We start from the raw sequence: 26181 nt of genomic DNA on the forward strand, positions 1-26181 counted from the left end.
TTCCTGACAGGTATGGATTTACTGGATTTAGAAGAGTATGATTTTGCGCTCCCAGAAGAGCAGATTGCGAAATTTCCGGCAGAGGACCGGGCGGCATCTCGACTTCTTTGCCTAGACCGTAGCCATGCTCAGATCCAAGAACACAGCCATTTCCGTGAAATCGCTACTTATTTCAAACCAGGAGACATCCTTGTTTACAATGAGACAAAAGTTTCCAAACGCCGTGTGTTTTTACATTCCAAGAGTGAGCGTATCCATGAAGCCATTTTTCTAAAGCCTTTAGATGAACTTGCTTCTACTTGGGAATGCATACTTAAATTTCGCCGAAAACTTAAGTTAGGTGATCTTCTCTTCCTAAATTCTGAGAGTTCATTGCACTTCCGGTTTGAAGGAAAAATGGGTGAACTTTCCATTTTAAAGGCAAATCGTCCATTGACAGAAGAAGACTTTGAGGTCTTCGGCAATATCCCCATCCCACCTTATTTAAAGAGACTTGCAACCGAAGAGGATGAAATCCGTTACCAAACCGTGTTCGCTAAACAACCCGGGTCTGTGGCAGCACCCACAGCTGGGCTTCATTTTACGGAGGACTTGGTTGCCTTGCTCCAAAGCGCAGGGATAGAATTTCTGCCTGTCCAATTAAAGATCGGTTATGGGACATTCCAAGGACTGACAGAAGAACAATTGAAAAGCAAATCACTTCATAGCGAAGAGTATTCCCTGGCTCCTTTGGTTGCTAGTCGATTAACAAATGCTAAACGAAATGGACAAAGAATCATTGCCATCGGGACAACCAGTTTACGTGTCTTAGAGACCGTTTATGAGAAAGAATCTCAGATTTTCCACCCAGGAGAAGGGAAAACTGACATATTTTTGTCACCTGGTGACCACATACTTTCCATAGATGGAATCATCACAAATTTCCATCTGCCGAAAAGTAGCCTGATCTTACTTGTTAGTACATTTGCAGGAAAAAACTTAATCAAAGAAGCTTATGGTTATGCTCTCACGAATCAATTCCGATTCTATTCATATGGGGACGCAATGTTCATCTATTAAAAATGAATTTACAAATGCCTTAATTTTGAGAGGATCGAAGGACTAATCGCTCCTGACTATGTTTTCTCCCCAATCTTCTGTAACTATATCGTTGGTTTCTGGCCTAGGTTTGCTGGCAGTGGTTTCTATTGCCCCTGTGCGAAATCCAGAAAGCAAATGGCAGGAGATCCAGAGTGAACCATTGCGGTTTTCTCCGCAAAAAAAGGCAGACCACCCATCGTTTGGAAATGGGGACAATGCCCTCACCGAAACTGGCAGAGAATTGGACCCCAATGAATTTGATTTGAACACAAGTGTGGCCGAGGGCTTACGGAATGAAAGACAAGACTGGAATAGTGCCAACTTTTCTTTTGAATCAGACCTTAAGGTACAGTCCGTACGCCAAAGTTCTGATTGGGATCTTTACCAAAATCAAATCGGCGAAAAAAAGATCTACTTCCAACAAGATGGGATCGTACTCCGAGCTCTCGGACAACAGTCAAGTCTATACCAATCATCCCTTCGGCGCGAAAACCTTCCCTGGGATAGACTTTCACAACGTAGATTCGAATCTTTTGAGTTTCAATATCCAATCACACAAACTTTAGGTGCGGTGATACAAAGTGGGTCATATGACTTCACAGATGATCGCAATCGTTACCAAAGAAACATCGCCATGGCAGGTATCTCGATTAAGGGTGGAGATTTTTTCCAAGCAAAAGTACTTACGGGTGATAGCAATGTGACCACCACGTCCATGTATTCAGCATACAATAATAACCCTCTCAGCCAAGTTCGCCCATCCGAGTTCTTGCGAAAAGAAAGCGATGTGCGCCAGTTATACGAGTGGCAGGCAAACTTTACTCCATCTGATTATTTTAAAATACAAACCTCTGTCTTTAACCAAAGAACAGAAAGTACGAACAACCTAAGCTCTCCAGACGGTGGTAAGGTATCTTTATTCTTTGGCGGAAGACAGGTGCAGATGAATGTAAAATACAACTACCTCTCGAGTCGACTACCCAATAGCGGTCTCAGCCAATCCGGATCGTTTAATCCTAACCAGGATTTGGCATCTTTGGGAGTTATCGTTTATTTGGACCAAGCCCAAAGGTATTCCTTTTATCTCGGCAATAATTTCTATAATATCTTTAATGATCCACTGAACCAAGTGAGAGATGCCAACGGAAGGTCTCCCTCGACGTTTAGTGCTTCCATTCGTGGGAAAAATCCTAACTCCAGCCGTTCCAGTTTCTTCTTGAATTTCCAAAACCAATTTTATAAAGACGGTATGATCATCGGAGTACCTGGAGTGATGCCATTAGGAGGAGCCCAACAGGGACGGTCCTTCTATGAGTATGCTACTTCACTAGGTGTTGATGTTACGTTCTAATTATTTTCTGCTCCTAATCTCATTGCTTTTTTCCTGTTACATCAGTGAAGAAAAGGAACCAGCACCAAGGCCAGCAGTGGTTCCACCTTTGGAGCGATTGGCTGAGTCCCTTTCGACGGTTACCTACTTTGGAGTGAAACGCCGGGTCATCGTCCTTACATTTACTTCCCCAGACGGTAGCAAAAATCCATATGGTGGCATTGTCTCTGAGAAACTCACGACGGAACTTGTCAAAAAAAATACCTTTACCATGCTCGATAGAATCGTAAACGAGCGGATCTTAAAGGAAAAGTCTCTTAGTCTTGAGTCTCCCCAAGACATTACCACCTTGCGAAATATAGGTGAGGCCTTACAACTTGATATGATTGTCACGGGCATCATCAGCCCATACCAGAATGGTGTCTTTGTCAATGCTCGTTTGATTGACATAAAGTCAGGAACCATCTCCAAAGCTGAGGAAGTTTATGTCCTCATTGACGGTTGAGACAGAATTTCCACAAATTCCCCATTTTTTCGCCAATTTTGGATTGATTCCTCTCTTTCTCGCTTCATAACTGCAAGAAGAGGTTACGATGGCATTTGATATTGAAATGATTCAAGCCCGCTACGCCAAAATGGATGCGGCAATCTCCGAAGCAAGGAAGGTAGTCGGAAGACCACTGACTCTCACAGAAAAAATTCTCTATTCCCACCTTTGGGACGGCAACGCAAAACAAGCGTTTGTGCGCGGAAAAGACTACGTTGATTTTGCCCCTGACCGAGTGGCTATGCAAGATGCAACCGCACAGATGGCCTTGTTGCAGTTTATGCAAGCTGGCCGAAAAAAGGTAGCAGTTCCTTCCACTGTACACTGTGACCATTTAATTACTGCTAAAGTAGAGTCGGGCAAAGATCTCGGTGTCGCACTCGACGAAAACAAAGAAGTTTATGATTTTTTATCTTCCGTCTCCAATAAATATGGGATTGGATTCTGGAAACCTGGTGCAGGTATCATCCACCAAGTCGTTTTGGAAAATTACGCTTTTCCAGGAGGTATGATGATCGGAACAGATTCACATACGGTAAACGCAGGCGGATTGGGAATGATTGCCATCGGTGTCGGTGGAGCTGACGCCTGTGATGTGATGGCAGGGCTTGCTTGGGAATTGAAATGGCCCAAAGCAATCGGTGTCAAACTTACGGGCAAAATGAATGGATGGACTTCTGCAAAGGATGTTATCTTAAAAGTTGCAGGGATCTTAACTGTAAAAGGTGGGACGGGAGCCATTGTGGAATACTTTGGACCAGGAGCAGAATCGCTATCTTGCACTGGAAAAGGTACGATTTGTAACATGGGTGCGGAGATTGGTGCAACCACATCAACATTTGCTTATGACGCCTCCATGGAACGATACCTTCGTTCTACCAATCGAGCAGATGTAGCTGAGCTTGCAAACAAACACAAAGCACATTTGACGGCAGATCCCGAGGTGTATTCGGCTCCCGAAAAGTACTTTGACCAAGTGATTGAAATCGACCTCAGTACCCTGGAACCACATGTAAATGGTCCTTTCACACCAGATTTGGCTACACCGATCTCTAAATTGAAATCGGAAGCTGAAAAGAATGGATGGCCCTTGAAAGTAGAAGTGGGACTCATCGGTTCCTGCACTAACTCCTCCTACGAAGACATTTCGCGTGCTGCTTCTTTGGCAAAACAAGTAGCGGAAAAGGGATTAAAGACAAAAGCAGAGTTTACCATCACACCCGGTTCAGAATTAGTTCGTTATACGATCCAAAGAGATGGTTATATTGATGTTTTCAATAAAATCGGAGCCAAAGTGTTTGCCAATGCCTGTGGACCTTGCATTGGGATGTGGTCACGCGTAGGTGCAGAAAAAAAGGAAAAGAATACCATTGTTCATTCCTTCAATCGTAACTTCCAAGCAAGGCAAGACGGAAACCCAAACACCTATGCTTTTGTTGCCTCTCCCGAGTTGACAACGGCACTGGCCATTGCTGGGGATCTTGGTTTCAATCCACTCACAGATAGTTTAGTCAATGAAAAAGGGGAAAAGGTAAAACTCGACCCTCCAACAGGCGAAGAACTACCTAGCAAAGGTTTTGCGGTTGAGGATGCGGGTTATGAAGCGCCTGCTGCTGACGGATCTGGCGTTCAAGTCATTGTAGATCCAAAATCATCAAGATTGCAGCTATTAGATCCATTCCCAAAATGGGAAGGCACTGATCTAAAGGGACTCAAACTTCTTATCAAAGCAAAAGGGAAATGTACGACAGACCATATTTCTATGGCAGGTCCTTGGCTTAAGTTCAGAGGTCATTTGGACAATATCTCCAACAACCTTTTGATTGGAGCCACCAACTTCTTCAATGGCAAACAGAATGAAGTAAAAAACCAACTAACAGGTGCCTATGAACCGGTCCCCCAAACACAAAGGGCATACAAGGCCCAAGGGATAGGTTCTATTGTGGTTGGTGATGAAAACTATGGGGAAGGTTCATCCCGGGAGCATGCAGCAATGGAGCCAAGACATCTGGGAGTGCGGGCAGTCCTCGTAAAATCCTTCGCTAGGATCCATGAGACCAACTTAAAAAAACAAGGTATGCTTGCCTTGACCTTTGCAAATAAAGATGACTATGACAAAATCCAAGAGGATGATGTCTTCGATATCCTTGGTTTGACAAACTTTGCAGAGGGAAAGGCACTCACATTGGTTCTAAACCACAAGGATGGTTCCAAATCAGAGATTTCGGTCAATCATACCTACAACGCACAACAGATCCAATGGTTCAAAGCGGGTGCGGCGTTGAATTTGATGCGATCCTAACGTTTAACATGCTCTTACGTTGGTCCTTTGGGTGGACGTAAGGGCTTTCTCTTTTCTCAAATGAAATCCCTCTTTAAGCCCAAACCCGGTCTTGGAAAAAATGGCCAGTCCTTTGGCGAAACATATTGGAAAGATATTTATGGTAGCGGTTTGGATGTAGATGGATCGTATAACGCCAAACAACATGCTGCTTATCTAAAATCTCTATTTTCCCTGATGGAGATCCCAGTGTATCGCATCTGTGATTTTGGATTTGGCAAAGCACATCTTTTGAAAGAATTCGTAAAGGCATTCAGTCCAGTGAAGGTGTATGCGGTGGATGCCTCTCGCGAGGCCTATCTGGACTTACTCAAAAAAGACTGGGTAAAACATTCCGATCGCTTCGATATCCAAAACACAAGTTTGGAGGAGTTCAAGATTCCCAAATTGGAGCGGGAACCCGTCGAACTCGGGATATGTAATTCCGTATTACAATATTTACCTGACCAAGCCATCCCAAGTGTTGTCGAAAAATTAGGCAAGTATTGTAATTATCTCTATTTCACTGTTCCGACAACCGAGGATTATAAAGAGATGAAGTCGGAACTAGGATTTGTTGATCCGTTTGCTTTTTCTCGTTCTAAACAAAAATACAGGAAATGGATCGCAAAAGATTTCGAAGTCGTCGGTTATAATGTATTACAGAGCAAGTGGCTCGGGGAAAAGGGATTTAAAGAAGATTTTTTTCGGGTCTAGGCCTCGAAAAATCTTTCCTTTCTCCCAAACTACCAATTCATGGAAAGGAAGAAGGCACGGACGATGAGAGTTTTGTTTTCTTTTTTCCTATTGCTTAGTTTCAATACTTGTTCATTGCCAAGTTTGAGCAAAAGCCCCTTTGAATTTTTATCTTTATTCCGTATTTTAAATCCAAGTACACCTTCTACTGAGTATACTTTGGGTGGCTCTGTCCTAGGCATGGTGCCAGGGGGAAGCGTCACAGTCAAAAATGCGGGCGAAGAAATCAATGTAACAGCTGATGGCAACTTTACATTCCCCACCAAATTTCGAACAGGTTCCACATATAATGTCAGCATTACATCCTCTGCTAATATGACCTGCACCTTAACCAATGGAGCGGGCACATTCCAGGCAGCAAACATTAGCAACGTGGCGATCAATTGTTCATGGGGTTCCAATTTTCATGAAATAGCAGTGAATGTAAATGGCATCGCCGCAAATTTCACAGTGCAAAACAATGGTTCCGATAGTCGTTCGATCAGTTCACTAGGCCTCCAAGTATTTGCCGTTCGGCTTGCCGCAGGCTCAGCGTATGACATTCGTATCACGACGCAAGCAACAGGAGCATTCTGCTCTTTTGATACTCCGACTCTCTCTAGAGGTACAATGCCTAGCACTAGTTTGACGGTGCAAATGACTTGTCGAACAGGGTATTTGGTTGCAGGCAATCTGCAAGTCAATGCCCTTTCCGATATAGCAACAAATCTCTACGATCGATTTGCGTTTGTGCGTACTTTAGTAGGCGGTTATCCAACCAATCGTCAGGGCGGTGTTGGATCGTCACCAGGTTTTATCAATAATGCTTCGGCAGATGCCGTACGGTTTCAAAATCCGAAAGGCATTGCTTCTGATATCACGCATATGTATGTCGCAGATTATACTAACAATGCGATTCGTCAAATCAACAAAACCAATGGTGCAACGATTACCTTTGCTGGAACCAATGCTGGTGCTGGTGTCATATGTCCGGGAACTTCAGTGGCTAATTGTAAAGATGGTGTTGGCATCAATGCACAATTCAATGGACCAGCTGCCATAACAACTGATGGAAACAATCTTTATGTCCTTGAGGTTTTAGGGAATCGTATCCGAAAGATCAACATTGCAACTGCTGAGGTTTCGACTTTGGTTGGAGATGGAAACCCTGGTGCACTTGATAGCACAATCGGAATCAATGCCCGTTTCTCATCTCCTTCAGGCATAACTCTTCGCAATCAAACTCTGTATGTTATTGATCGAGGAAATTGTACAATTCGTTCCGTCAATACGGTGACAACTCAAGTCACAACGATTGCGGGGATTGCAGGCAACTGTACCCACGGCGACAATGCAAATGGCTCATTAGCTACCTTTACTTCTCCCTTGGCAGCGGTTGCCTATGGCAATTATCTATATGTCACGGATGTGGGAGGCCATAGGATCCGACGCGTCAATCTTGTAAATGGAACTTTCTCCGTTGATACAATTGCGGGTTCTGGCACAGCCGCTTCAGTCGACGGAACAGGAACCCAAGCCAGTTTTTATGATCCCCATGGGATAACGACAGATGGAACCACTCTCTTTATTTCCGAATGGGTAGGCCAATCAATTCGTGCCGTTAGGCTTTCTGACTTCCAGGTGAAAACTCTGGCGGGGAATGGAACCATCGGATATGAAGACAATGTTCGCCGAAATGGCCTCTTTAATTTTCCAGGATCTGTGACAACCGATGGAAATCATGTCTACATTTCGGATGACCAAAACCATTCCATCAGAAGGTTGGAGGAAGCAGAAACCTTACGTTATACTCTTGATGGGAATGCTCTCGACTCCATTGGGACAAACAATGCAACGGTGATAGGAACCAGTACCTTTTCCTCCGATGAAAAAGGGACCGCAAGTGGATCTTATGTGTTAGATGGAGCAACTTATCTAAATTCTAATACTTTTATCAATCCTGATGGCCAGAAAAATCTTACAATCTCTGCTTGGGTCTTCCCAGCTACCATGACAGGGAACCAATACATTTTTTTTAATGGAGTTGGCACTAGTGACGGTTACGGCTTGTTATATGATGGAGGGACTCGTAGACTGATCGTAGATCTGGGCCCCTTAGGGAGCAGTGGTACTTCTTCAAGGCGGCTTACTTTGAATCGATGGCATCATGTTGCTCTCCAGAGAAGGGCTGGGAACTGGCAGATGTATATTAATGGACAGCCAGACACGATCATTTATTCTACGGATCCAAACACACCGACAGTTTCCTTTAAAGTAGGTTATGCCGGGTTTGGGGGAGACTATTTCCTCGGAAAAATTTCGAATGTTCGGTTTTTCCAAGGTGCCTTAGATAACGGTTTGATGCAAGCATTGGCATTGCAGATCCCAAATGGGGTTGTCACCTACTATGCGTTTAACGGTAATCTCGATGATTTTAGTGATTCTGGAAACCATCTCACGAATTCAGGCGCTGTTCCCTCGCCAGACAGATTTGGTCAAACAAACGGATCCTATTTCTTTAATGGTGTGGCCTATTTACAGAGGTCCAATCCTAATTCTCTCCCCATAGCGAGTACCTCTCGAACGATTTGTTCCTGGTTTCAAACCATAGCAAACTCCAATCAATACATCATTGCATATGGATTAAATGCAGCGGGCACAGGGACTGCAGTTGGAGTGAGTGGAGCAAATATTGGGATGATCGGTGGAGGAGGAGTCGATTGGATTAGTAGCCATGCAGGATTTCAAAGAGAATGGGCTCACCTGTGTACGGTATACGATGGTACAAACGCTTCTATTTATCTAAATGGAGCATTCTATGGGTCTACTCCTCTCTCATGGAATACAGGAGCAGGGACAGATCTTTTTATCGGCCAAGACTGGAGTGGTGGAGCACGATTCACTGGATATGTAGATGATCTGATCATCTACAATCGCGCTCTTAACCAAACAGAGATTAGGGCCTTGTCTGGTTATTATCCGACTCAGGTGAGTTCGTGGAGTCCAGTGATTGCTGGGAGTAGTTTGAAGCTTTACTTAAAACCAGAAGCAACTCTTTATTCACCAGGCCTTTGTGTAGGTATGGCCAATTGTGTATCGGATTGGTTTGACCGGAGTGGGAATGGAGTTCATCTTGCTCAAGGGATTGGCGCGAGCCAACCATTTTATTCGGCTACCGGTATGAACAATTCAAATGCAGTTCGGTTTACTCGTGGAGCTAACTCAGCATATATGATAGGATCTTGCACAGAAACACTCAATACCACAAGCCAATCTATCTTTGTGACTTATTCTGAGTTAGCCATTGGCTTAAATGATGGGCTCTTTCAAAATGGAGCGCCTTTAAGCGGAAAGCTTCTCTATATCACACGTGCGGTTGGCAACAACCCCAATTTGTTTGATTTACAAAGTGGGTCCACTCGACTGGTATCCACTTCCAATTACCATAATGCTCTAGATAACAATATACTCTCTATCATACATAACGGAACGATAGGTTCTTTGTATCGCAATGGTGGAAGTATGCCAGCATCTTCAAACGCGGGAGGATCCTATAATTGTGGAGGTGGCCAATTCCACTTAGGAAGATACTTTCATAGTGGAGGTGGCTATCCTGCAGATGGGAATTACTTTGATGGATTGATAGGGGATCTATTGATTTACAATGTGGATCTAAATGTGAGCGATCGAACATTAGTGGAGTGTTATCTTTCCAGCAAATACAATCTAGCCCTAGCGTACACTTGTCCTTGATAGATCCATATTCAATTCTTTCCATGCAGTATGTTTTGATTCACTTTTGGGGATACGAACTGAGTTTAATTGAAATTTTAGGAATTGTATCTGGGCTCCTTTGTGTGTATACAGCGGCAATAAATAAGATCATTACTTGGCCTATCGGCATCTTCAATTCAATATGCTTTCTATTTCTGTTTTACCAAGTACAACTTTATTCTGACATGCTTCTCCAGATTTATTTCTTTGGCTCGAGTATCTATGGTTGGATCTTTTGGACAAACAAAAGAGGGATCGAAATTCCTATTAAAAATTTGGACAAAATGTACTTTATTTTTATTTGTGCTGGAATCGTTTTTTCAAGTTTCCTTTTAGGTGAGTGCACAAAACGTCTGCCAGTATGGTTTCCGGAACTTTTTCGTTTGCCGCCATCCTTTCCTTACTTAGATGCCTTCACAACAGTTGCCAGTATCGTTGCCAATTTTTTGCTTGCCCGACGTATACTAGACGCTTGGTTTCTTTGGGTATCAGTGGATATTGTATGCATCGGAATCTATTTTTCAAAAGAGATCCCTCTCATCGCTATTGAGTACATTGCTTTTTTGTTATTTGCATTGATGGGTTTGTATCACTGGCAGAAAGAATGGAAAGAAAAGGTCAGACCGTCCGTCTTTACAGAAGGACAGTCTTTGTAAATTCTTTGATTAAGAATTTTTTTTGATTTTTTCTGCAATAAACGCTTTATAACCAGCAGAACCAAAGCTAACATCAAGTTTGATGATCTCAGGTGCGATGTAGGGATGTTTTTTCATAATGTACTCTTCAATCTCTGGGTAATGGCTAGCATCGGCCTTCAATAGAATTTTGTTTTCCGTATCTACTGTAATTTTTCCATCCCACATATAAACCAATTCGACTTCCGGAAAAATTGTTCCTGATTTGATGATGCCCTGTTCTAACATAACAGAGATATGCTCCTCTGCCATATCCCTATCACCAAATGTTGTGAAAACGATAATATCATCCGACATATAAACTCCTTATTTTGTATCTAACTTGGTGAGACTTAGCTCCAAATCTTCTTCCCATCCTGCTAAGCCTGGGAATTGTACGAGTGAGTTCCCAGGAATCTCTTTTTGCAAATCAAATGAAAATCCTTCTGAACGTACTCCCGTACTGCCAGGGGTCCAAGATCCAGAAAAAGTTTTCATCACCTTATCATTGATCGACAAACTAGCATTAAAATCTTGATGATTACTTTTGAGTTCCAATGTAATTTTTTGTGGGCCAGATTTGGCATTCCAATGAAAGCCAGTCCATGTCCCCACAAATTCTTGGGGCAAATCCGAAATACTCAATGCTCTTTTTTTTACGGATGGTAGCTGTGGATTCAAAAATATGGAGACCAAAGTGGAATCTTTGGACTCCCCTCCAAATTCCGATTTTGAGCGAACCGAATAGACAAATAAGTCTCCGGGTTTCCCTGGAAAGGATTCCGAATACTCTGTTTTGTTCCCAGGTACTGCCTGAACAAATTCTAACTGTTTACCGACTGCGGATGTCGTACTTTTCAATAATTTTCTATAAATGTAGTATTCGCTCGCATCCTTGACAGAAGACCATTTGACAATCGTTAGTTTATTTTTTTCATCAAGAGATCCTGAGACAGAAGTGGGAGGAGCCAATGTCTTCCCAGCGGCTCTTTTTGCCAAACTAGGTTCAGCCCTTCCGATGACAAATTCACTTTGTTCAGAATAACCTGCAGAATTGTATCCGTAGATTGTATAGGAAAAGTATTTTCCTGTAAGAATAGGTGCATCTTTATCTTCAAAAGAATTACTTTTAACTGTAAACTCTTTTGAAAGCTTTGCATTTTCATCGAAACGGAATACATAATATCCAGTGGCGCCAGGCATTTCTGACCACTGAACAAAAATTTTGTCTGAGTAATCTCCATCTGATGCCTGCAAGTCGGAAACTTGTCCTGTAGGAGCTGTTTCTGCATTGGCATCACCAATTGAAATACCAAAGGTATCACTCCAAGGCCCAATTTTTTTGTTCTTACCAGTGGCACGGATTCTATACCCATTGATGGAATCCTTTGAAGGTAAAGTGTCAATATAAGCAGTGTTTGGTGTCGTACCTAAGACTTTCCATTTGCCGCCAGAAACCGATTTTGCAACCGTATACGTAGATACTCCTTCTAAAGCTGACCAAACCAATGCGACCTGCGGCTTTCCGTTGACAATGTATGTTTTGCCATTGATCCCAGAAACTGCTTGCGGTTTTGCATTTGGGTTTACTTTAGAAATGGTAAATCCCTCTACTTCCGTGGAAGGAGAAGAGCTTGTATCGGCTGAAATAGAGATCAGGGTATAAAAGTAGGTGGTATTTGGACTGAGATTCGAATCTAAATAATTTGTCGTTGTAGAATAGGCAATGTCTTTGGGTTTTGAGTCTCCCTCCTCACGCCGCTGGATAAGATAACTAATCGCTCCCGGTACTTGTTCCCAGGAAAGCCCAATGTTAGAATCCGACTCTCCTCGAGATACTTTAATTTGTTGAGGCGGGGAGAGAGGTTTTAGAGACACTTCATTTGAAGTGGGTGAAGTATTTGTTTTTGTATCGTCAACAAGTGCATAAGCCTCTTGTCCAACAGCAGCTAACATATTATATGAGAGCCATCCAAAACCCTTGTCTGCCCAATTTTCTCCCCAGGAGTTTTGAAATTTGAAGGCACCTACATGGCCACTCTTTGATTTTTTTTTGTCATCATAACCTACGATGGTCATTGCATGACCGCCGTAACTTTGCCCGCCCGTTTTATCATAAATTTCACCTGCTTTCAGCTGATAAAAGGCGTCATCTATGATAATCCCAAAAAGAACAACATTCCCACCAGCTAATACACGTTTTATCTCATCTGGTTTTTTGATGTTGAGTCGAGTATATGATTTGATTCTGTAGGCAAGTGCCTCTTGCTTTGCAGAAGCACTTGGTTGGCTTTTGTAGTCTTTATCTGAGTAGGGCATACTACTCCATGGGACTACGCCATTCTTTTGGAGAAAATCCATAGTTTTGTAATAATACAATCCTGCATCTTTCCCCCCATTTTGTTGGTTGTATATAAATGCGGGAGAAAACACATTGTTCCCACCTCCTCCTACAAAGGGTGGGTCATAATTGGAAACTTTGCCTCCATTTTTTGCAAGGAAGGATCTGATCGCATAACCAGATGCCCAAGCAACACAGCTATTTTGTTGCCCTTGGTTCCCAACGGGTGGCATCTGCGATGATAAATCGATTGATGAGGGTAATTCTTCGAAGCTATTGAAGTCACGTTTAAGTGGAATGGTATCTTGTATTTCTTTTGGCGCAGGTAGATAGCCACACTGGTAAACTCCCGGTTTGCAATCCTTGGAGCGAACAGAATTTGGATCAAAGGTCTGGGCATCTACTACAACTGAGAAGATAGTAAAATAAAGTAGTGTGATCTTTCCTCTTAAACATTTCATATCTTTATACCTCTTATATATTCAATGATTGCTTTTTTAGATTTCATATTTTTTTTTCCTAGGTCTTGATGAAGATAAAAGAAATGATGCTTTTCCGCATCCAAGATGAGTTCAACGGAATTATAACTGACACCCAACATTTGTGTTTTGGGTAGAGATTCGTAAGGAAAGGATTTGAAACCAAGCTCATAAAGTTTGGAAAGAATTTCTTCGAATCTTTTTTCCGTAAGTCTCTTTTTCTTGTGGAAAGTTACTTCATCAGCTCGGGTTTCTTTACGATAAGCAAATAACCCATATTTGGTGGACTCAATTTGAATGAGCAAACTTGATCTATTTTCTGGTGAAACGGAACCTGAAGTCTCTATTAATGTGATCTGGATGGGCTTCCAAAAACCGGTGCTATTTTTTAATCTTAGAAGATCAGATTTTGACTCAGCTTGGATAGATACTTGTAACAAGAGGCTTAGCATTGCAACAAAGAGAGCGAACACGGGAACAAATCGTAACCGATCGGAAAGCAATTGCAATGATTTTTGTGATGTTCTAGTTAGAAGATGAGCTGTCTTCTTTTTGAGATGGAGAAAATTTCGATAAAATCTGTTCTAATAACCCTGACTGTTTGATACTTCTCCCGACCCTTTGCCAAAAACGGAGTTTGGACTGAAATTCATTCCACTCCAAGCTCAGGTCGAGTCTCCGAATTTTCAAAAGCATGCGGAGTTCATCTAAACTCATATCTTTGGGGTCTTTTTCTAAATATCGCTCGTGGTCCTTAAATGGGTTAAACATATCACTTTCTCTTCTTAAGGACAATTTCCATTAAAGCGAAAGTTAAAATGAAAAAACAGAGGGCAGTGAGGAAGCTTGCCAAAATGGGGTCACCATTTGCCACATACTTTTGGATACTGAGAAAGATTCCAAACGAAAGATAAACAAAGGCAATGAGAACAAGGAAGAGAGAAGAGACGATCCAAACCGAGGAAACAATAAACCGTTTTACATACAGTTGAAGGTTTTTCTCGATATACACGAGCATAACCTCCCAATAGGCAACGGCTTTCTCTACCAATTGTTCAAAGGCAGCTTTTAGGCCACCCTTTCGTCTAGGTGGGATTTCCCCTGGTTTTGGATCTTGTTTGCGTTTTGATTCAGCCAATGCTTATTTTCTTTTAAAGAACCAGCCAAGAGCTAAGCCTAGGCCCAGTCCCAGTCCAAAGCCCACAACAGCTGCTTTTTGTGGATTTTCTTTCACATAGTTGCCCACACTATCGATCACCTCTTTGGCTCGTAGGCTTGCTTCTTCACTTGCTTTCCCAAACTTTTGTTTGAGGTCTGATACTTGTTCCATATACTTCTCCTTGGCTATTCTTTCGATTTCTTTTGCTTTCTTTTCATAGAGTTTGATTTCTTCTATGAGCGATTTGTTTGGCTTAGCTTCTTCCATACTCAATCTGGTACTACTATGTTTTCATAATTATCGGTAAATCGATAGCCAATCCCCCAAATGGTTTCAATCCATTCTGGTTGAGCTGAGTTTTTTTCCAGTTTGGAACGTATGCGTTTGATGTGGCTATCGATCATTCTCTCAAAGCCATCCCATTCAACACCCCAAACGGATTCCAAAATCATCTCTCTAGAAAAAACTTTTCCTGGAGAGCCAGCTAATAACTGTAAAATATCAAATTCTTTTCTTGAGATATTGATAATATTCTCATTTAATGTTACGCGTCTGCGAATGGAGTCAATTTTTAAGGCTCCCCTCAAAATTTCACCCGTTTGCCCAACATTTGGTTTGATCCCTATTTTTTTATCCCATCGGCGAAAGAAAACATCGACTCGTGTTTTCAACTCTCTGACAGAAAATGGTTTGGTAATGTAATCATCAGCACCTAACTCAAGACCCATGATGCGGTCTATTTCTTCCGTCCGTGCAGAAAGAATGAAAACAGGGGTGTTTTCGTCTGATTTGCGGATATTTCGACAGATCTCCATGCCATCTATATCTGGCAGGGAAAGGTCCAAGATGATGAGGTCAGGGTGGTTGGATTTATAGAACTTCAATCCATCCTCTCCATTTTCGAATACGGAAGTAGTATAGTGTGCTGAGTCCAAAGACTTTCGGATCAGATTCCCGATATCCGGATCGTCCTCAATTACCAATATATTTTTCATGTTTTTCCCTTGAGTTCTTTCTCAATTTGTTTCTTCTAGGAGAAAAAAAAAGTAAAAAATTAGAATGGAAACACGGAGAGAACCAAAATCCTGGGCAATGTTAGCTATTTTCGGACCGAAAGTAAAACCAGCCGAAATTACAGCCAAATTGGGAATGCAGGCAGACTATTTCCATGATTCTGACATAAAAGACATAGATGATCGGTCTCTAGAACCACATTGGCAGATCAATTCAACATTGAGTCCAGAAGAGGGACTGAATGAACATATATGGCAACTCTTAAAGCGAATCGGGCCTGTCAGGAGCCAGTTCAAAGAACTTTCTTCGGTACATACTGCATGTCTCTATGCTTCTGTCGAATTTGCAAGCATGGGAAGCAAGGGCATCCTTTTAGAGAAAAGAGTTATGCTTCTGTTAGGCGAGCTAGGCCTGCAGCTGGAGATCCTTCCATGGCTTTCAGAACAGTCATCTGCTTCTTCCTAAGCAGTCCTCCTTGCACTTGGAAGAATAGGCCTAACATATGAAATCTCTGGAAAAATGCATAGGCACTCTCTGTCACACCCAAAAGGACCAAGACTCGTTTTTTGGCACGGAGGTCTCTTCCTAAGGCAAGCAATTGAGTGAGTAAACTGAGTGGTAGATAATGGAGTTGGTTGAGATCAATTTGTATATGTGACCTAGTTTGGAAAAATAGCATACCGATCACAGAATGGATTTCATCATCCAAACCAGCGCTATAATCTTCACTGAGGATTTTTACTTCATAGGCGTTCTTGATTTCGCGAACGCTTAAGTGTTTTGTGCGCGGGGCCATAGAGAAAGTAAATATGAAATCTTTAAAAAAAGAAACCTTAATTTTAAGATCCAAATTCTTGGACACCACCAGATCCTTTTTAAAAGACCATGGTTTCTTGGAAATCGATACCCCGATTTACAAACCTGTGGTGGGTATGGAACCCTATCTAGATCCTTTCCAAGTTGCATCGCCTAGCAGAAAGGAGAAGGGCTATTTGATTACGTCTCCCGAATACTCTCTCAAACAAGCCTTGTCCACCGGCTTAGATCGTATCTATGAAATCACACATACCTTTCGCTCGGGAGAAGAAGGAAGTCCAATCCACTCCCCAGAATTTCTGATGTTAGAGTTGTATGCAAGGTCTTGGGATGATATTAAACTTAGGCACTTTTGTAAACAGTACTTCCAACACTTAGGACACATGTTCCAAACAAGCCAAATGGAAACTCTGGCTCGTTCTCTCCCTATTTTTGCTGACCTACAAACAGAGCCTTATTACCGAGAATGGAAAGTCGAAGATCTCTTTTTGCAACATACAGGAAGAGGATTCCAAAAGCGAGAATTGGTCCAAACCATTACACAGCATTCTCTTACCAATAGCCCTTTGGTGGACTTGGATTCATGGCCATATGAAGATCTATTTTTCCTCGTTTTTTTAAATAAGATAGAACCCAATTTAGATCTAGGGATTGTCTTTCTTTATGACTACCCGGAAGAATGTGCTGCACTCTCTAGGGTGATAGAGGGAAGAGCAAAACGTTTTGAAATCTATTGGAATCGCATTGAATTGGCAAATGCGTTTTGGGAACTACGAGACCCGAAGGAACAGAGAAAACGCTTTGTCGCCGAACAAAGACTGAGAGAACAATTAGGTAAGGAAGTCTTCCCCTTAGATGGAGACTTTTTGCAGGTACTAGACTCTGGCGACTTCCCAGATTGTTCCGGAATTTCATTTGGATTGGATCGCATCTTTATGTTGCTCTTGGGTGAAAGTTCATTGCATACGCTTAGCCCATACGCCCAATCCGAGCTGGGAGCTTAGGAACGAAATCTTCTCCCATTCTTTTTCTCTCTTTTGCACTGGACAAAAGGAAACATTCTGCTACCTTTTCTGCCTATGAAACTGAAGACCTTTCTTATCCTTCTTTTGTTTTCCACTGGCGCCCTTTGGTCCCAAAACTTGAGCCCAAGGCCCGAGGTGAGCTTTCCCCAAGTTCCAGGGAGTATCACCGAATTTGAGACCTTACAAACGCAGTTGGGTACGAGCCCGGAAGGGGCCGTCGCTCTTATGGTACTTGCGATCCACCTTTATGGCAAAGACAGCCAATTGGGAAACCAAGCCATCATCACTGCCATCCTTAAAAAAAACCGACAAAAATCCTCCAAACCAACTGCCTATAAGGGAGAAGATTTAGGGAATGGGGATCGCTATTTGATCGGACAATTAGATAAGTACAAGATGTTGGCCACAGGCTATTTTAAAGGTGCAGAGCCTGGAAATGGTTACACAGCCTCCACGCCACTCACTGTGGAAACCTTTACCAACCCATACTCTGGGGATGAGGCATCGGGAAAAATCAAACTCTTCGTTGCAACTAAAGGGGCTTCGAGCTATAGACCTGTCACCGTTGAAAAAGAATCGGATGGGATTTGGAGAGCCAAGGAGTTTAGCTCTCTCTGTGTGGGCATGATGCCTCCCAAATGAAAAGAATCCCAAAAACAGTTTAAGTTTTCCTAGACCACAAATGAGGCAGAGAAGGAACATCCAATCTAGCTTCATTTGGGAGGTCATTCAAGATGAAAGACCCATGGGACAATAGGGTGGTGCTCATCACGGGGGCTTCGAGTGGGATCGGTGAGGCTCTCCTCAGGCAACTTGCAAAATCAAATAGTACCATCATTGCCATCGCAAGGCGTGCCGAACAAATCTCTTTACCTGAAGGTGCAAAGGCCCAATTGATCTCTCTCTCTGTTGACCTTCGTGATGAGGCATCGATCCTAACAGCCATCCAAGAAATCAAGACAAAGGTAAAGCAAATTGACGTCATTTTTAATAACGCAGGGATCACTGCACATGGTCGCTTTGATGAAATCCAAATCAAGGTCTACCATGAAACCTTCGCGACAAATTTCTTTGGACCTATCTTACTGATCCAAGGTCTCTTGCCAGAACTAAAGAGAGGAAAAGGGATGGTGGTGACAACATCTACTGTCTCTGCTCTGTATGGAATTCCTGGGCGAGCACCGTATTCTGCATCCAAAGCTGCTCTACATGCAGCCATGGAAGCGATGCGTATAGAATTGCGAGAAGAAGAGATCGGTGTCGCTTTGGTTTGTGTACCATATACAAAAACAGCATTGCGTACATCTGGACTTGGCCCCGATGGAAAGATTCTAGATGAGGCACAAGCCAACCGCCCATTGATGAGCCCTGAAGAAGTAGCTGAGGCTCTCGTCCAGATTGCACGCAAAAAAAATTCTAGATTGGTGACCATTGACAAAACAGGATTCTTTGTTAAGTGGATGAGAAATCTATCACCAAGCTTTTTAGAAAAAACTCTCTTTCGAAAACTTTATCATGACTTTCATTGATCCTTCTCTGTCTAAAAAGACAAAGAGGAAATTTTGGCAGTACAAATCCTTTCTGCGGTTTTATTTACCTTCTGTTTCATGAGCCTCATGTGGTTCTGGGGCAAAACTAGAAATAATTATGGTGTGATCGATGTAGGATGGGCCCTGGTGATTGCAGGCATACTATCTATCATCACTGTTTTGGGTGACAGTTCACCTTTAGCGAAACTTATTTTCCTAAGTCCCATTTGGATCTGGGCCATCCGACTGTCTGGGTATTTATATTGGACACGCATCCGGACAAACCATCCTGAAGACAAACGATACGCTGATTTTAGAAAAGACTACGGTGACAAAGTGCACCAAAAATTCTTTACAAATGTTTTTCTTTTACAGGGCGGGCTTGCTCTGCTTTTAATTGGCCCTGCGATTGCTATGGAGTCTTGGTATCTTGTATCGATACAAGACTTCACCATCGGAGTGTATTTAGGTTGGGCTTTCTTTTGGATTGGTGTTATCGGAGAGGCTTTGGCTGACCAACAGCTGCATTCCTTTATTAGTGTGCCCGCTAACAAAGGGAAGGTGTGTAATGTCGGATTATGGCGATACACACGACACCCAAATTATTTCTTTGAATGGTTTCTTTGGTTGGGGATAGCTCTGATACCGTTCCGAGGACCTGCACAGTGGATGACATTTGTAAGTCCTCTCGTGATGTTTATTTTGCTTCGTTTTATTTCCGGTGTGCCCTTTGCAGAGAGATATTCTCTAAAATCAAAAGGAGATCTTTTTGTAGCATACCAAAAAACAACAAACGCATTTTTCCCTTGGTTTCCAAAAAAATAAAAAGGTTATTTGAACAAAGATGAGTATTACTTCCTTACTTGAAAAAGATATTTTCCCTGATTGGTTGATTCGGTTTCGTATTCGTCAACTTTTAGAGCTTCGCATCAAACAAGAAACAAAGCCCAATGCAGAATTGCAACTTTCACATAAGATTGATTATGTGAAAAATTTAAAAAATAGCCCAATTGCCACTCATACAAAGGATGCGAATGAGCAACATTATGAAGTGCCCAGTGAATTTTTTCAATATGTAATGGGCCCTAGAATGAAGTACTCATCTGGGTATTGGCCAAAGGCAGACACGAGTTTTGCGGAATCGGAAGAGGCTATGCTCAAACTGACAGTAGAACGAGCTCAGCTGAAGGATGGTATGAAGGTCTTGGATTTGGGTTGTGGTTGGGGATCTATCTCTCTTTACGTGGCTGAGAAATTTCCAAAATGTAAAGTGATCGGTGTATCCAATTCTAAAACACAAAAAGCATTTATCGAAGCCCGAGCCAAAGAACGTAAATTAAAAAACGTTACCATCATCACCCAAGATATGAACGACTTCACAACCAAGGAAAAGTTCGATCGGATCATTTCCGTTGAAATGCTTGAGCATATGAAAAATTATGAATCTCTTTTCGCCAAACTTTCCAAGTTTCTTGTGGCTGATGGAAAGTTTTTTGTGCATATTTTCACTCATAAAACATTCGCCTATCCTTTCGAGGTCATTGATGAAACGGATTGGATGGCGAAATATTTTTTCACTGGTGGACAGATGCCATCAGATGATTTGTTTTTGTACTTCCAAAAGGATTTTTTAATTGAAGACCATTGGAGGGTAAATGGAACCCATTATGCAAAAACAAGCGAAGCTTGGTATGAAAATCTATTAGCTAACAAAGATAAAATTATGCCTATCCTTGCAAAGACCTATGGCGAGTCCGAAAAAACAAAATGGTTTGTATATTGGAAGGTCTTTTTCCTTGCTTGTGCCGAACTTTGGGGCTACAAGCAAGGTGAGGAGTGGTTTGTGAGCCACTACCTATTCCGAAAGCGATGAGTTTTACCCTTGGCACCAGGTTTTGCGCCTGGTGCTGATTTTTTTGCCCGCGCTCCAGGTTTCGAAGATTTTGCTTCTGAGCGTTCGGATCTCTCTGATGGTTCTCGTCGCGGAGAATCACTTCGGCTTGGCCTTTTTTCACCTCTCCCCTTTTTCTTATCTCTGCTAGGTGGGGTTTCTGACCATTCGTTGGCCGATCGTCCTATTTTTTCGGGTCCACTCACTCGGCTTGCTTCCAAAATTTGACTCAATACTTTAAGGTTCACGACGTCTGCTTCTTCGAGATCATAGAGTTTATCCAAAACAGACTGTGCATCCGCATTGATTTCAGTTTCGAGAATCTTCAGGATAAAGTCCTTTTGCCTTTTGTCCTGCACGTCCTTTTTTGTGGGGAGTGTGCCAATGCTTAGGCCTGTTCCTGAAGAATTTTTCAATCGAAGTAAGGCTCTTGACTCTCTCGTTGTCACAAGAGTGATTGCCTTTCCTGATTTCCCAGCTCTTCCTGTTCGACCTATACGATGGGTATAACTTTCGCTATCGAAAGGAAGATGAAAATTGATCACCAAAGAAAGGTCTTTGACATCAAGTCCTCTTGCAGCTACGTCCGTTGCTACCAGAATCTTGATTTGGCCTGCATGTAGGCTTTTTAGAACTGACTCTCTCTGTTTTTGAGAAAGATCACCATGCAAAGCTTCTACTGAATAATTTTTGAATGCAAGAGTGGTCTTTAAATCATCCGCTTCCTTTTTTGTCTTTGTAAAAACGATAGCCTTAAACGGATTTTCATAGTCCAAAATTCTAACAACGGCTAGATCTCTTTCTTGTTCTTCGATAATATAGTAGACTTGTTCGATATTTTTTGCCTGTTTTTCCGTCACAGCAATTTTAATATGCGCTGGGTGCTGGAGGTACTGGTTCGCTAATTTTTTGATCCCTTCTGGCATTGTAGCAGAGAAAAGAAGAGTTTGTCTTTGTTTTGGTAAAAATTGAAAGATAGATTCAATATCTTCCAAAAATCCCATATCCAACATTTCATCGGCTTCATCTAAGATGACCATGGACGGATGGAAGTTTTTCAACTCTTTGGACTTTAGTAAGTCAAGTAGTCTTCCAGGTGTGGCAACTGCAACCTGGGAACCTTTCGCGACTTGGGTGATTTGTTTGGAGTAGGAACTACCACCATAAATGGTAGTGGTTCTGATCCCAAGGTGTTTGCCTAGTTTATAAAGCTCATCTGATACTTGTAAAGCGAGCTCTCTTGTGGGTGTCAATACAAGAACTTGCATCCCTGCTTCAGGCTTAATTTTATTTAAACAGGGAAGTCCATACGCTGCAGTCTTTCCTGTCCCGGTTTGGGCTTGTGCAATAATGTCTTTACCTTCTAAAACGAGAGGAATGGCTTTTTCTTGGATGGGGCTTGGTGTTTGGAATCCGGCTTCTTCAATGCCTTTGAGTAAATCTTCTTTAAATCCAAAGTCTTGGAATTTGGTCACCGTATCGGTGCTTGCGTGAATCATATGAAATAGGATACGATAAAAAAATGGCCTAGGAAAGAAAGGGAAAAAATAAGAATAGGAGGTCCCTTGCGGTCTAATAGGAGAGGTTGGACGATGAAGATTTTACTCTTGTTTCTGCTTTTTCAATTATTTCACTGTGGAGCTGCGAAGAATTCTATGCCAAGATCATCTGAATATTCCGTAAACGATATATCGCAAAAATTTTCGAAACCAAAGAATTTGGAAGCTCGATTGACGAGACTCCAGTACGAGGTGACACAAAATGATGAGACAGAACCAGCCTTCCAAAATGAATACTGGAACCACCACGAAGAAGGTATCTATGTGGATATCGTTTCCGGAGAACCACTCTTTAGCTCTCGAGATAAGTTTGATTCTGGAACAGGCTGGCCAAGTTTCACACAACCTTTGGTAAAAGAGTTGGTTATAGAAAAATCAGACTATAGCTATGGAATGAAACGAGTGGAAGTCAGAAGTAAGATCGCAAACTCACACCTTGGCCATGTTTTTGATGACGGACCTAGGCCAACGGGGTTACGTTATTGCATTAATTCTGCCTCAATCAAATTTATCCCAAAAGATAAACTAAAGGAAACTGGCTATCCAGAGTTTTTATCTGAATTCGGTCTTAAGTAGCAAACTTAATAGTTGAGTAAAAACTCTTCATCTTTGCGAAGCGCTATCAATTTGTAACGAAGTTCATAGATTTCATCGCGGTTGATTTCGCGCTTCCATCTAGCCTCCTGTTTTAACTTTGCCAATCTCTCATGCACGCCTAACATTTCCAATGTGTTCTCGTCCATTTCATTCTTGTACAAGGTTTTGAATAGTTTTCCCATTTGGCTCGGAACATCCATTTTAATGAGCTCCACTAGGCTAAGATCCGCTATGTGTTGTACAGCCCAGACATGTAAACTGAGTGTGCAGATCCTTTCTAATTGTGAAATCTCGTCCTTCACACCTCGGCTAGTCTGTTGTTTAAAAAAGCGAATGCGCCTTTCCAGATAGGAAATCAAATCTTGCGCTCGGATCTCTTTGGTTTTGACGGACCGCCATTCTTTTTGTAAATCTTCCCAAATCCCTTCTCCATAAAAAACGGAGGCTTGTTCAAGAAGTTGGATACAACTAGGTTCAAAGATTTTCATTCTAAGGCGAAGAGACTCACTGTCTCCTGCAATCATATTTACTGGCGCCACAACTTCTAACTGTTGTAAAATTTGGGATACCCGTTCAATAAAGGAGGGTTTCATTTGGTCTGTAGAATGGGCCAAAAGATAAAAATTCAGATCAGAATCTTTATGGAAGTCTCCTCTCTCTCGTGAGCCATAGAATAAGATTTGGAATGGTTTGTGAGTAGAAATGAATTCGAGTTCGTCTAAAACTTTTGCGTATAGAATTGGATTTAATGCTTCGTATTCTGCCATAATCACTCGAAGAATAATTTCATTCTCGACAAGTTATCGAGTATAGCTTTAAATGCGCGATCTCTTTCTTCCGTACCAGGGAATGGTAAGGTTTTGACGTTGTTTAGATCTTGGTAGATGATTTCAATGTTAGGTTGGGATGGGGTCTTTTTGATAGAGGCAATGTAGTCTAGATTGATCACTTCGGATTCGCCGAGTTTAAGCCACATGTTTCCCTCCAGTCACACTCAATCTAGGTGAGACCGAGGAATTTGACGAATCTTTTTTCTCTCCATTCGACTGAAATTTAGCTGCGGAATTTGATCTAAAAGACTCAAAACAGAGTCAATGTATCTTTGATTAAATTGTGTAGGTCTCGTGCTAGGCTGTCCCATTCCGTTGGCTGCAGATCATTGGAAGTGTGAAAGATTAGGGTAGAGCCATTGTATTCCCATTCCCATAAAACCTCAAAATAACCTGGTTTTTTTGGATTTGCGTAGAAACTGACAGGGATACTGTATTGTTTCCAACTTACATAAATAACCCGCTTTCTCGGACCCAATCGGTTAAATATTGAATCTTGGGTATAACGATTAAAATCTTTGATCCCATACACATCTATTTCACAAAGAGTAGAGCAATCACCTAGAAATTGTATGCGATAATGAACTCCATTTTCAGGAAGTGAGTCAGCCGCTAGCAAGCGATAGGCGGAATTTGGTTTCCAATAAGCATCATAGCTCAGCCTTAGCCCAAGGGATGACTCATTTGTCTGGGTTTCCTTTTTTACCGAGATTTCCTTGGACTTACACTCAAAGAAAAACATACAGAGAATCAGAAGCAGTGCTTTCATTTGATTTGAATCAATGGGAGACTTCAAAAGGAATGCCTCGGTAGTTTTGGAATTTGTATTTTCCGTCTTTTTCTTCTATATAGTATTGTGGGGTCAAGGGAACCTTCCCACCGCCACCTGTTAAATCCTTTACATAGAGCGGTTGGCAGATACCTGATTGTTTTCCGCGGAGTTCTGTCATGATCTGCATCCCACGCTCCATTGGCACCACAAATCCATGGCTTCCGTAGACTTCGTCACATTGGTGCAGATAATATGGCTTGATACCTACTTTCACCAAACGATAGTTCAACTCTTCCAAAACCTTACTATTATCATTGATGCCTTTTAAAAGAACAGATTGGTTTAAGACCATGACATGTCCTTTTTTGATCAGCTTTTCAATCGAGGACGCAGCTAATTCTGTAATTTCTTTGGGATGATTGAAATGTGTAACGACAAAGAGAGGAAAGTGAGTTGATAGCACCTCACAGAGTTCATCTGTAATCCGCATCGGGAGTGTGACCGGGTAACGAGTATGAATGCGTATTTGATTGATGTGCGGGATAGTTTTCAATTCCTTTAAAATCCAATCGAGTTGGTTCTCAGAGAGAGTCAAAGGATCGCCGCCCGATAGGATAACTTCCCGAATCTCTTTTTGGGTGCGAAAGTATTCCAAAGCCAATTCCCAATCGGAGCGGTGTGGGGTTTCCAATGAATCCGAGACTTTCCGTTTTCTCGTACAAAAGCGGCAGTACACTGCGCACACATGAGAGAGATACCAAAGTGCTCGGTCAGGATACCGATGGGTTACTCCTTTCACGGGCATATGGGATTCTTCCGCCAAGGGATCTTCCACTTCGTTTGGTTTTCGAAGCAGTTCCTCTGGCCTTGGGATGGCCTGCTTTCTGATAGGGCAATCTGGGTCCTCGGGATCAATGAGTGAAAGGTAATAAGGGCTCAAGCTAAAGCTGAACACACGATTGGCTTCGGAAAAAGCAGACCGTTCCGACTCGGTCAAAGTGACTTTGCTAGAAAGTTCGTCCAGAGTTTGAATCCGGTTTTGCATTTGCCATTTCCAGTCCAACCAAGCCATAACTTAATGCCATAGTTGGATTGACACTTCTCCTAGTCCCTCGGATTTTGTTTCCGAGCATTGAAAATATGACATTAGGCATTACAGAAGTAAAAAAAGGCATGATTCTCAAGATTGAGAATGAGCTCTATTCGGTTGTTAAATCTGAGTTTGTGAACCCAGGCAAGGGCTCCGCTTTCATTCGTACAAAACTTAAAAATATCGTCCGCGATTCTAGCATTGAAAGAACTTTCAAAGCGGCAGAAAAACTTGAAAGTGTGGAATTGGACAAAAGAAAAATGCAGTACTGCTACGCAGATGGCGATGACATCATTTTTATGGATGTCAATGACTTTGAACAGATTCCAGTTTCCATGGATTATGTTGAGGACATCCTCCCTTTTATGAAAGAGGAGACACAGGTTGAAGTGTCCTTTTATGAAGACAAACCAATCGGAGTGACACCTCCAAACTTTGCCGTTTTAGAAGTTACCTATGCGGAAGATGGTCTTAAGGGCGATACGACAGGCCTTGCTCTCAAACGAGTCACTGTGGAAACGGGCGGAGAGGTGAACGTTCCGATTTTTATCAAACAAGGTGATATGGTGAAAATCGATCTCCGAGACCTTACCTACGTGGAGAGGGTAAATAAATAGTC

The 26181-nt window shown here is 42.2% G+C and carries 27 protein-coding genes; 15 read left to right on the forward strand and 12 right to left on the reverse strand.

Features of this window, described 5'->3' with window-relative positions:
* Positions 1-12 precede the first annotated feature (12 nt).
* From queA to pnuC, 7 genes are all read left to right on the forward strand, one after another.
* On the forward strand, positions 13-1059 hold the full coding sequence (gene queA / locus DI060_RS17760) for a tRNA preQ1(34) S-adenosylmethionine ribosyltransferase-isomerase QueA (RefSeq protein ID WP_108978444.1): 1047 nt from the start codon (positions 13-15) through the stop codon (positions 1057-1059).
* Between the two features lie 58 nt (positions 1060-1117).
* Complete coding sequence (locus DI060_RS17765) at positions 1118-2431, forward strand: hypothetical protein (protein WP_108978337.1); 1314 nt, start codon at positions 1118-1120, stop codon at positions 2429-2431.
* Positions 2418-2915 (forward strand): FlgO family outer membrane protein, encoded by a 498-nt coding sequence (locus DI060_RS17770; protein WP_108978338.1) that lies wholly within the window; start codon positions 2418-2420, stop codon positions 2913-2915. The genes DI060_RS17765 and DI060_RS17770 overlap by 14 nt, the downstream gene beginning before the upstream one ends.
* A gap of 88 nt (positions 2916-3003) precedes the next feature.
* Positions 3004-5259: an aconitate hydratase gene (locus tag DI060_RS17775; protein ID WP_108978339.1), complete on the forward strand. Its 2256-nt coding sequence runs from the start codon at positions 3004-3006 to the stop codon at positions 5257-5259.
* A 60-nt stretch (positions 5260-5319) separates the two neighbouring features.
* Positions 5320-5994, forward strand: a complete 675-nt coding sequence (locus DI060_RS17780) for a class I SAM-dependent methyltransferase (protein ID WP_108978445.1) — start codon at positions 5320-5322, stop codon at positions 5992-5994.
* A 63-nt stretch (positions 5995-6057) separates the two neighbouring features.
* Positions 6058-9765 (forward strand): LamG-like jellyroll fold domain-containing protein, encoded by a 3708-nt coding sequence (locus DI060_RS17785; RefSeq protein WP_167837046.1) that lies wholly within the window; start codon positions 6058-6060, stop codon positions 9763-9765.
* A 35-nt stretch (positions 9766-9800) separates the two neighbouring features.
* A complete protein-coding gene (gene pnuC, locus DI060_RS17790; RefSeq protein ID WP_244594496.1) occupies positions 9801-10442 on the forward strand; it encodes a nicotinamide riboside transporter PnuC in 642 nt (213 codons plus the stop codon).
* 9 nt (positions 10443-10451) lie between these two features.
* Here pnuC and cutA read toward each other — a convergent pair whose 3' ends face one another.
* The 6 genes from cutA to DI060_RS17825 form a co-directional block, all read right to left on the reverse strand.
* A complete protein-coding gene (gene cutA, locus DI060_RS17795) occupies positions 10452-10778 on the reverse strand; it encodes a divalent-cation tolerance protein CutA (protein WP_108978341.1) in 327 nt (108 codons plus the stop codon).
* A gap of 9 nt (positions 10779-10787) precedes the next feature.
* The gene (locus DI060_RS17800; protein ID WP_108978342.1) at positions 10788-13262 is read right to left on the reverse strand and encodes a C1 family peptidase; all 2475 of its coding nucleotides are present in this window, start codon (positions 13260-13262) and stop codon (positions 10788-10790) included.
* Complete coding sequence (locus tag DI060_RS17805) at positions 13259-13789, reverse strand: hypothetical protein (RefSeq protein WP_108978343.1); 531 nt, start codon at positions 13787-13789, stop codon at positions 13259-13261. The genes DI060_RS17800 and DI060_RS17805 overlap by 4 nt, the downstream gene beginning before the upstream one ends.
* 263 nt (positions 13790-14052) lie before the next feature.
* The gene (locus DI060_RS17815; protein WP_244594497.1) at positions 14053-14418 is read right to left on the reverse strand and encodes an LBF_4227 family protein; all 366 of its coding nucleotides are present in this window, start codon (positions 14416-14418) and stop codon (positions 14053-14055) included.
* A 3-nt stretch (positions 14419-14421) separates the two neighbouring features.
* Positions 14422-14706, reverse strand: coding sequence for a hypothetical protein (locus DI060_RS17820; RefSeq protein ID WP_108978345.1), 285 nt, complete (start codon positions 14704-14706; stop codon positions 14422-14424).
* 2 nt (positions 14707-14708) lie between these two features.
* Positions 14709-15434: a response regulator transcription factor gene (locus tag DI060_RS17825; protein WP_108978346.1), complete on the reverse strand. Its 726-nt coding sequence runs from the start codon at positions 15432-15434 to the stop codon at positions 14709-14711.
* Between the two features lie 64 nt (positions 15435-15498).
* Between DI060_RS17825 and DI060_RS17830 the strand changes: the two genes are divergently transcribed.
* Positions 15499-15918, forward strand: coding sequence for a DUF4279 domain-containing protein (locus DI060_RS17830; protein ID WP_244594498.1), 420 nt, complete (start codon positions 15499-15501; stop codon positions 15916-15918).
* Here DI060_RS17830 and DI060_RS17835 read toward each other — a convergent pair.
* A complete protein-coding gene (locus DI060_RS17835; RefSeq protein ID WP_244594499.1) occupies positions 15839-16249 on the reverse strand; it encodes a hypothetical protein in 411 nt (136 codons plus the stop codon). The two genes, DI060_RS17830 and DI060_RS17835, sit on opposite strands and share 80 nt — an antisense overlap.
* Positions 16250-16262: 13 nt before the next feature.
* On the opposite strand from DI060_RS17835, the gene DI060_RS17840 reads away from it, so the two are divergent.
* The 5 genes from DI060_RS17840 to DI060_RS17860 all read left to right on the forward strand — a co-directional run bounded on the left by DI060_RS17840 (position 16263) and on the right by DI060_RS17860 (position 20696).
* Positions 16263-17273 (forward strand): amino acid--tRNA ligase-related protein, encoded by a 1011-nt coding sequence (locus DI060_RS17840; protein ID WP_108978348.1) that lies wholly within the window; start codon positions 16263-16265, stop codon positions 17271-17273.
* Positions 17274-17348: 75 nt separating this feature from the next.
* Positions 17349-17936, forward strand: coding sequence for a DUF6935 domain-containing protein (locus DI060_RS17845; protein ID WP_108978349.1), 588 nt, complete (start codon positions 17349-17351; stop codon positions 17934-17936).
* A 92-nt stretch (positions 17937-18028) separates the two neighbouring features.
* Positions 18029-18823: an SDR family NAD(P)-dependent oxidoreductase gene (locus DI060_RS17850; protein WP_108978350.1), complete on the forward strand. Its 795-nt coding sequence runs from the start codon at positions 18029-18031 to the stop codon at positions 18821-18823.
* A 33-nt stretch (positions 18824-18856) separates the two neighbouring features.
* On the forward strand, positions 18857-19648 hold the full coding sequence (locus DI060_RS17855; protein WP_244594500.1) for a DUF1295 domain-containing protein: 792 nt from the start codon (positions 18857-18859) through the stop codon (positions 19646-19648).
* A 19-nt stretch (positions 19649-19667) separates the two neighbouring features.
* Entirely contained in the window at positions 19668-20696 is a 1029-nt protein-coding gene (locus DI060_RS17860) for an SAM-dependent methyltransferase (protein ID WP_108978351.1), read from the forward strand.
* Here the strand turns inward: DI060_RS17860 and DI060_RS17865 are convergent.
* Positions 20675-22213: a DEAD/DEAH box helicase gene (locus tag DI060_RS17865; RefSeq protein ID WP_108978352.1), complete on the reverse strand. Its 1539-nt coding sequence runs from the start codon at positions 22211-22213 to the stop codon at positions 20675-20677. The genes DI060_RS17860 and DI060_RS17865 overlap by 22 nt on opposite strands.
* Before the next feature lie 156 nt (positions 22214-22369).
* On the opposite strand from DI060_RS17865, the gene msrB reads away from it, so the two are divergent.
* A complete protein-coding gene (msrB, locus tag DI060_RS17870) occupies positions 22370-22849 on the forward strand; it encodes a peptide-methionine (R)-S-oxide reductase MsrB (protein WP_108978449.1) in 480 nt (159 codons plus the stop codon).
* A gap of 5 nt (positions 22850-22854) precedes the next feature.
* Here msrB and DI060_RS17875 read toward each other — a convergent pair whose 3' ends face one another.
* The 4 genes from DI060_RS17875 to DI060_RS17890 all read right to left on the reverse strand — a co-directional run bounded on the left by DI060_RS17875 (position 22855) and on the right by DI060_RS17890 (position 25544).
* Positions 22855-23637, reverse strand: coding sequence for a hypothetical protein (locus DI060_RS17875; protein WP_108978353.1), 783 nt, complete (start codon positions 23635-23637; stop codon positions 22855-22857).
* Between the two features lie 2 nt (positions 23638-23639).
* On the reverse strand, positions 23640-23846 hold the full coding sequence (locus DI060_RS17880; RefSeq protein ID WP_108978354.1) for a hypothetical protein: 207 nt from the start codon (positions 23844-23846) through the stop codon (positions 23640-23642).
* A gap of 104 nt (positions 23847-23950) precedes the next feature.
* Positions 23951-24496, reverse strand: coding sequence for a hypothetical protein (locus DI060_RS17885; RefSeq protein ID WP_135355096.1), 546 nt, complete (start codon positions 24494-24496; stop codon positions 23951-23953).
* Positions 24480-25544 (reverse strand): KamA family radical SAM protein, encoded by a 1065-nt coding sequence (locus tag DI060_RS17890; protein ID WP_108978356.1) that lies wholly within the window; start codon positions 25542-25544, stop codon positions 24480-24482. Before DI060_RS17890 ends, DI060_RS17885 begins: the two co-directional genes overlap by 17 nt.
* A gap of 11 nt (positions 25545-25555) precedes the next feature.
* Here DI060_RS17890 and efp point away from each other — a divergent pair, with 11 nt between their 5' ends.
* Positions 25556-26179 (forward strand): elongation factor P, encoded by a 624-nt coding sequence (gene efp / locus DI060_RS17895; RefSeq protein WP_369689632.1) that lies wholly within the window; start codon positions 25556-25558, stop codon positions 26177-26179.
* Positions 26180-26181 lie beyond the last annotated feature (2 nt).

It is taken from the genome of Leptospira ryugenii, from assembly GCF_003114855.1.
Lineage (GTDB): Bacteria > Spirochaetota > Leptospiria > Leptospirales > Leptospiraceae > Leptospira_A > Leptospira_A ryugenii.

What these genes read in the sequence shown, in the direction of transcription:
- DI060_RS17880 (WP_108978354.1), bottom strand. Translation starts at nt 23,846, where the DNA reads ATGTGGCTTAAACTCGGCGAATCCGAAGTGATCAATCTAGACTACATT.
- DI060_RS17865 (WP_108978352.1), bottom strand. Translation starts at nt 22,213, where the DNA reads ATGATTCACGCAAGCACCGATACGGTGACCAAATTCCAAGACTTTGGA.
- DI060_RS17835 (WP_244594499.1), bottom strand. Translation starts at nt 16,249, where the DNA reads ATGGCCCCGCGCACAAAACACTTAAGCGTTCGCGAAATCAAGAACGCC.
- cutA (WP_108978341.1), bottom strand. Translation starts at nt 10,778, where the DNA reads ATGTCGGATGATATTATCGTTTTCACAACATTTGGTGATAGGGATATG.
- DI060_RS17780 (WP_108978445.1), top strand. Translation starts at nt 5,320, where the DNA reads ATGAAATCCCTCTTTAAGCCCAAACCCGGTCTTGGAAAAAATGGCCAG.
- DI060_RS17875 (WP_108978353.1), bottom strand. Translation starts at nt 23,637, where the DNA reads ATGGCAGAATACGAAGCATTAAATCCAATTCTATACGCAAAAGTTTTA.
- DI060_RS17770 (WP_108978338.1), top strand. Translation starts at nt 2,418, where the DNA reads ATGTTACGTTCTAATTATTTTCTGCTCCTAATCTCATTGCTTTTTTCC.
- queA (WP_108978444.1), top strand. Translation starts at nt 13, where the DNA reads ATGGATTTACTGGATTTAGAAGAGTATGATTTTGCGCTCCCAGAAGAG.
- DI060_RS17860 (WP_108978351.1), top strand. Translation starts at nt 19,668, where the DNA reads ATGAGTATTACTTCCTTACTTGAAAAAGATATTTTCCCTGATTGGTTG.
- DI060_RS17890 (WP_108978356.1), bottom strand. Translation starts at nt 25,544, where the DNA reads ATGGCTTGGTTGGACTGGAAATGGCAAATGCAAAACCGGATTCAAACT.
- msrB (WP_108978449.1), top strand. Translation starts at nt 22,370, where the DNA reads ATGCCAAGATCATCTGAATATTCCGTAAACGATATATCGCAAAAATTT.
- DI060_RS17820 (WP_108978345.1), bottom strand. Translation starts at nt 14,706, where the DNA reads ATGGAAGAAGCTAAGCCAAACAAATCGCTCATAGAAGAAATCAAACTC.
- DI060_RS17765 (WP_108978337.1), top strand. Translation starts at nt 1,118, where the DNA reads ATGTTTTCTCCCCAATCTTCTGTAACTATATCGTTGGTTTCTGGCCTA.
- DI060_RS17850 (WP_108978350.1), top strand. Translation starts at nt 18,029, where the DNA reads ATGAAAGACCCATGGGACAATAGGGTGGTGCTCATCACGGGGGCTTCG.
- DI060_RS17845 (WP_108978349.1), top strand. Translation starts at nt 17,349, where the DNA reads ATGAAACTGAAGACCTTTCTTATCCTTCTTTTGTTTTCCACTGGCGCC.
- DI060_RS17775 (WP_108978339.1), top strand. Translation starts at nt 3,004, where the DNA reads ATGGCATTTGATATTGAAATGATTCAAGCCCGCTACGCCAAAATGGAT.
- DI060_RS17800 (WP_108978342.1), bottom strand. Translation starts at nt 13,262, where the DNA reads ATGAAATGTTTAAGAGGAAAGATCACACTACTTTATTTTACTATCTTC.
- DI060_RS17830 (WP_244594498.1), top strand. Translation starts at nt 15,499, where the DNA reads ATGGAAACACGGAGAGAACCAAAATCCTGGGCAATGTTAGCTATTTTC.
- DI060_RS17785 (WP_167837046.1), top strand. Translation starts at nt 6,058, where the DNA reads ATGAGAGTTTTGTTTTCTTTTTTCCTATTGCTTAGTTTCAATACTTGT.
- DI060_RS17840 (WP_108978348.1), top strand. Translation starts at nt 16,263, where the DNA reads ATGAAATCTTTAAAAAAAGAAACCTTAATTTTAAGATCCAAATTCTTG.
- DI060_RS17825 (WP_108978346.1), bottom strand. Translation starts at nt 15,434, where the DNA reads ATGAAAAATATATTGGTAATTGAGGACGATCCGGATATCGGGAATCTG.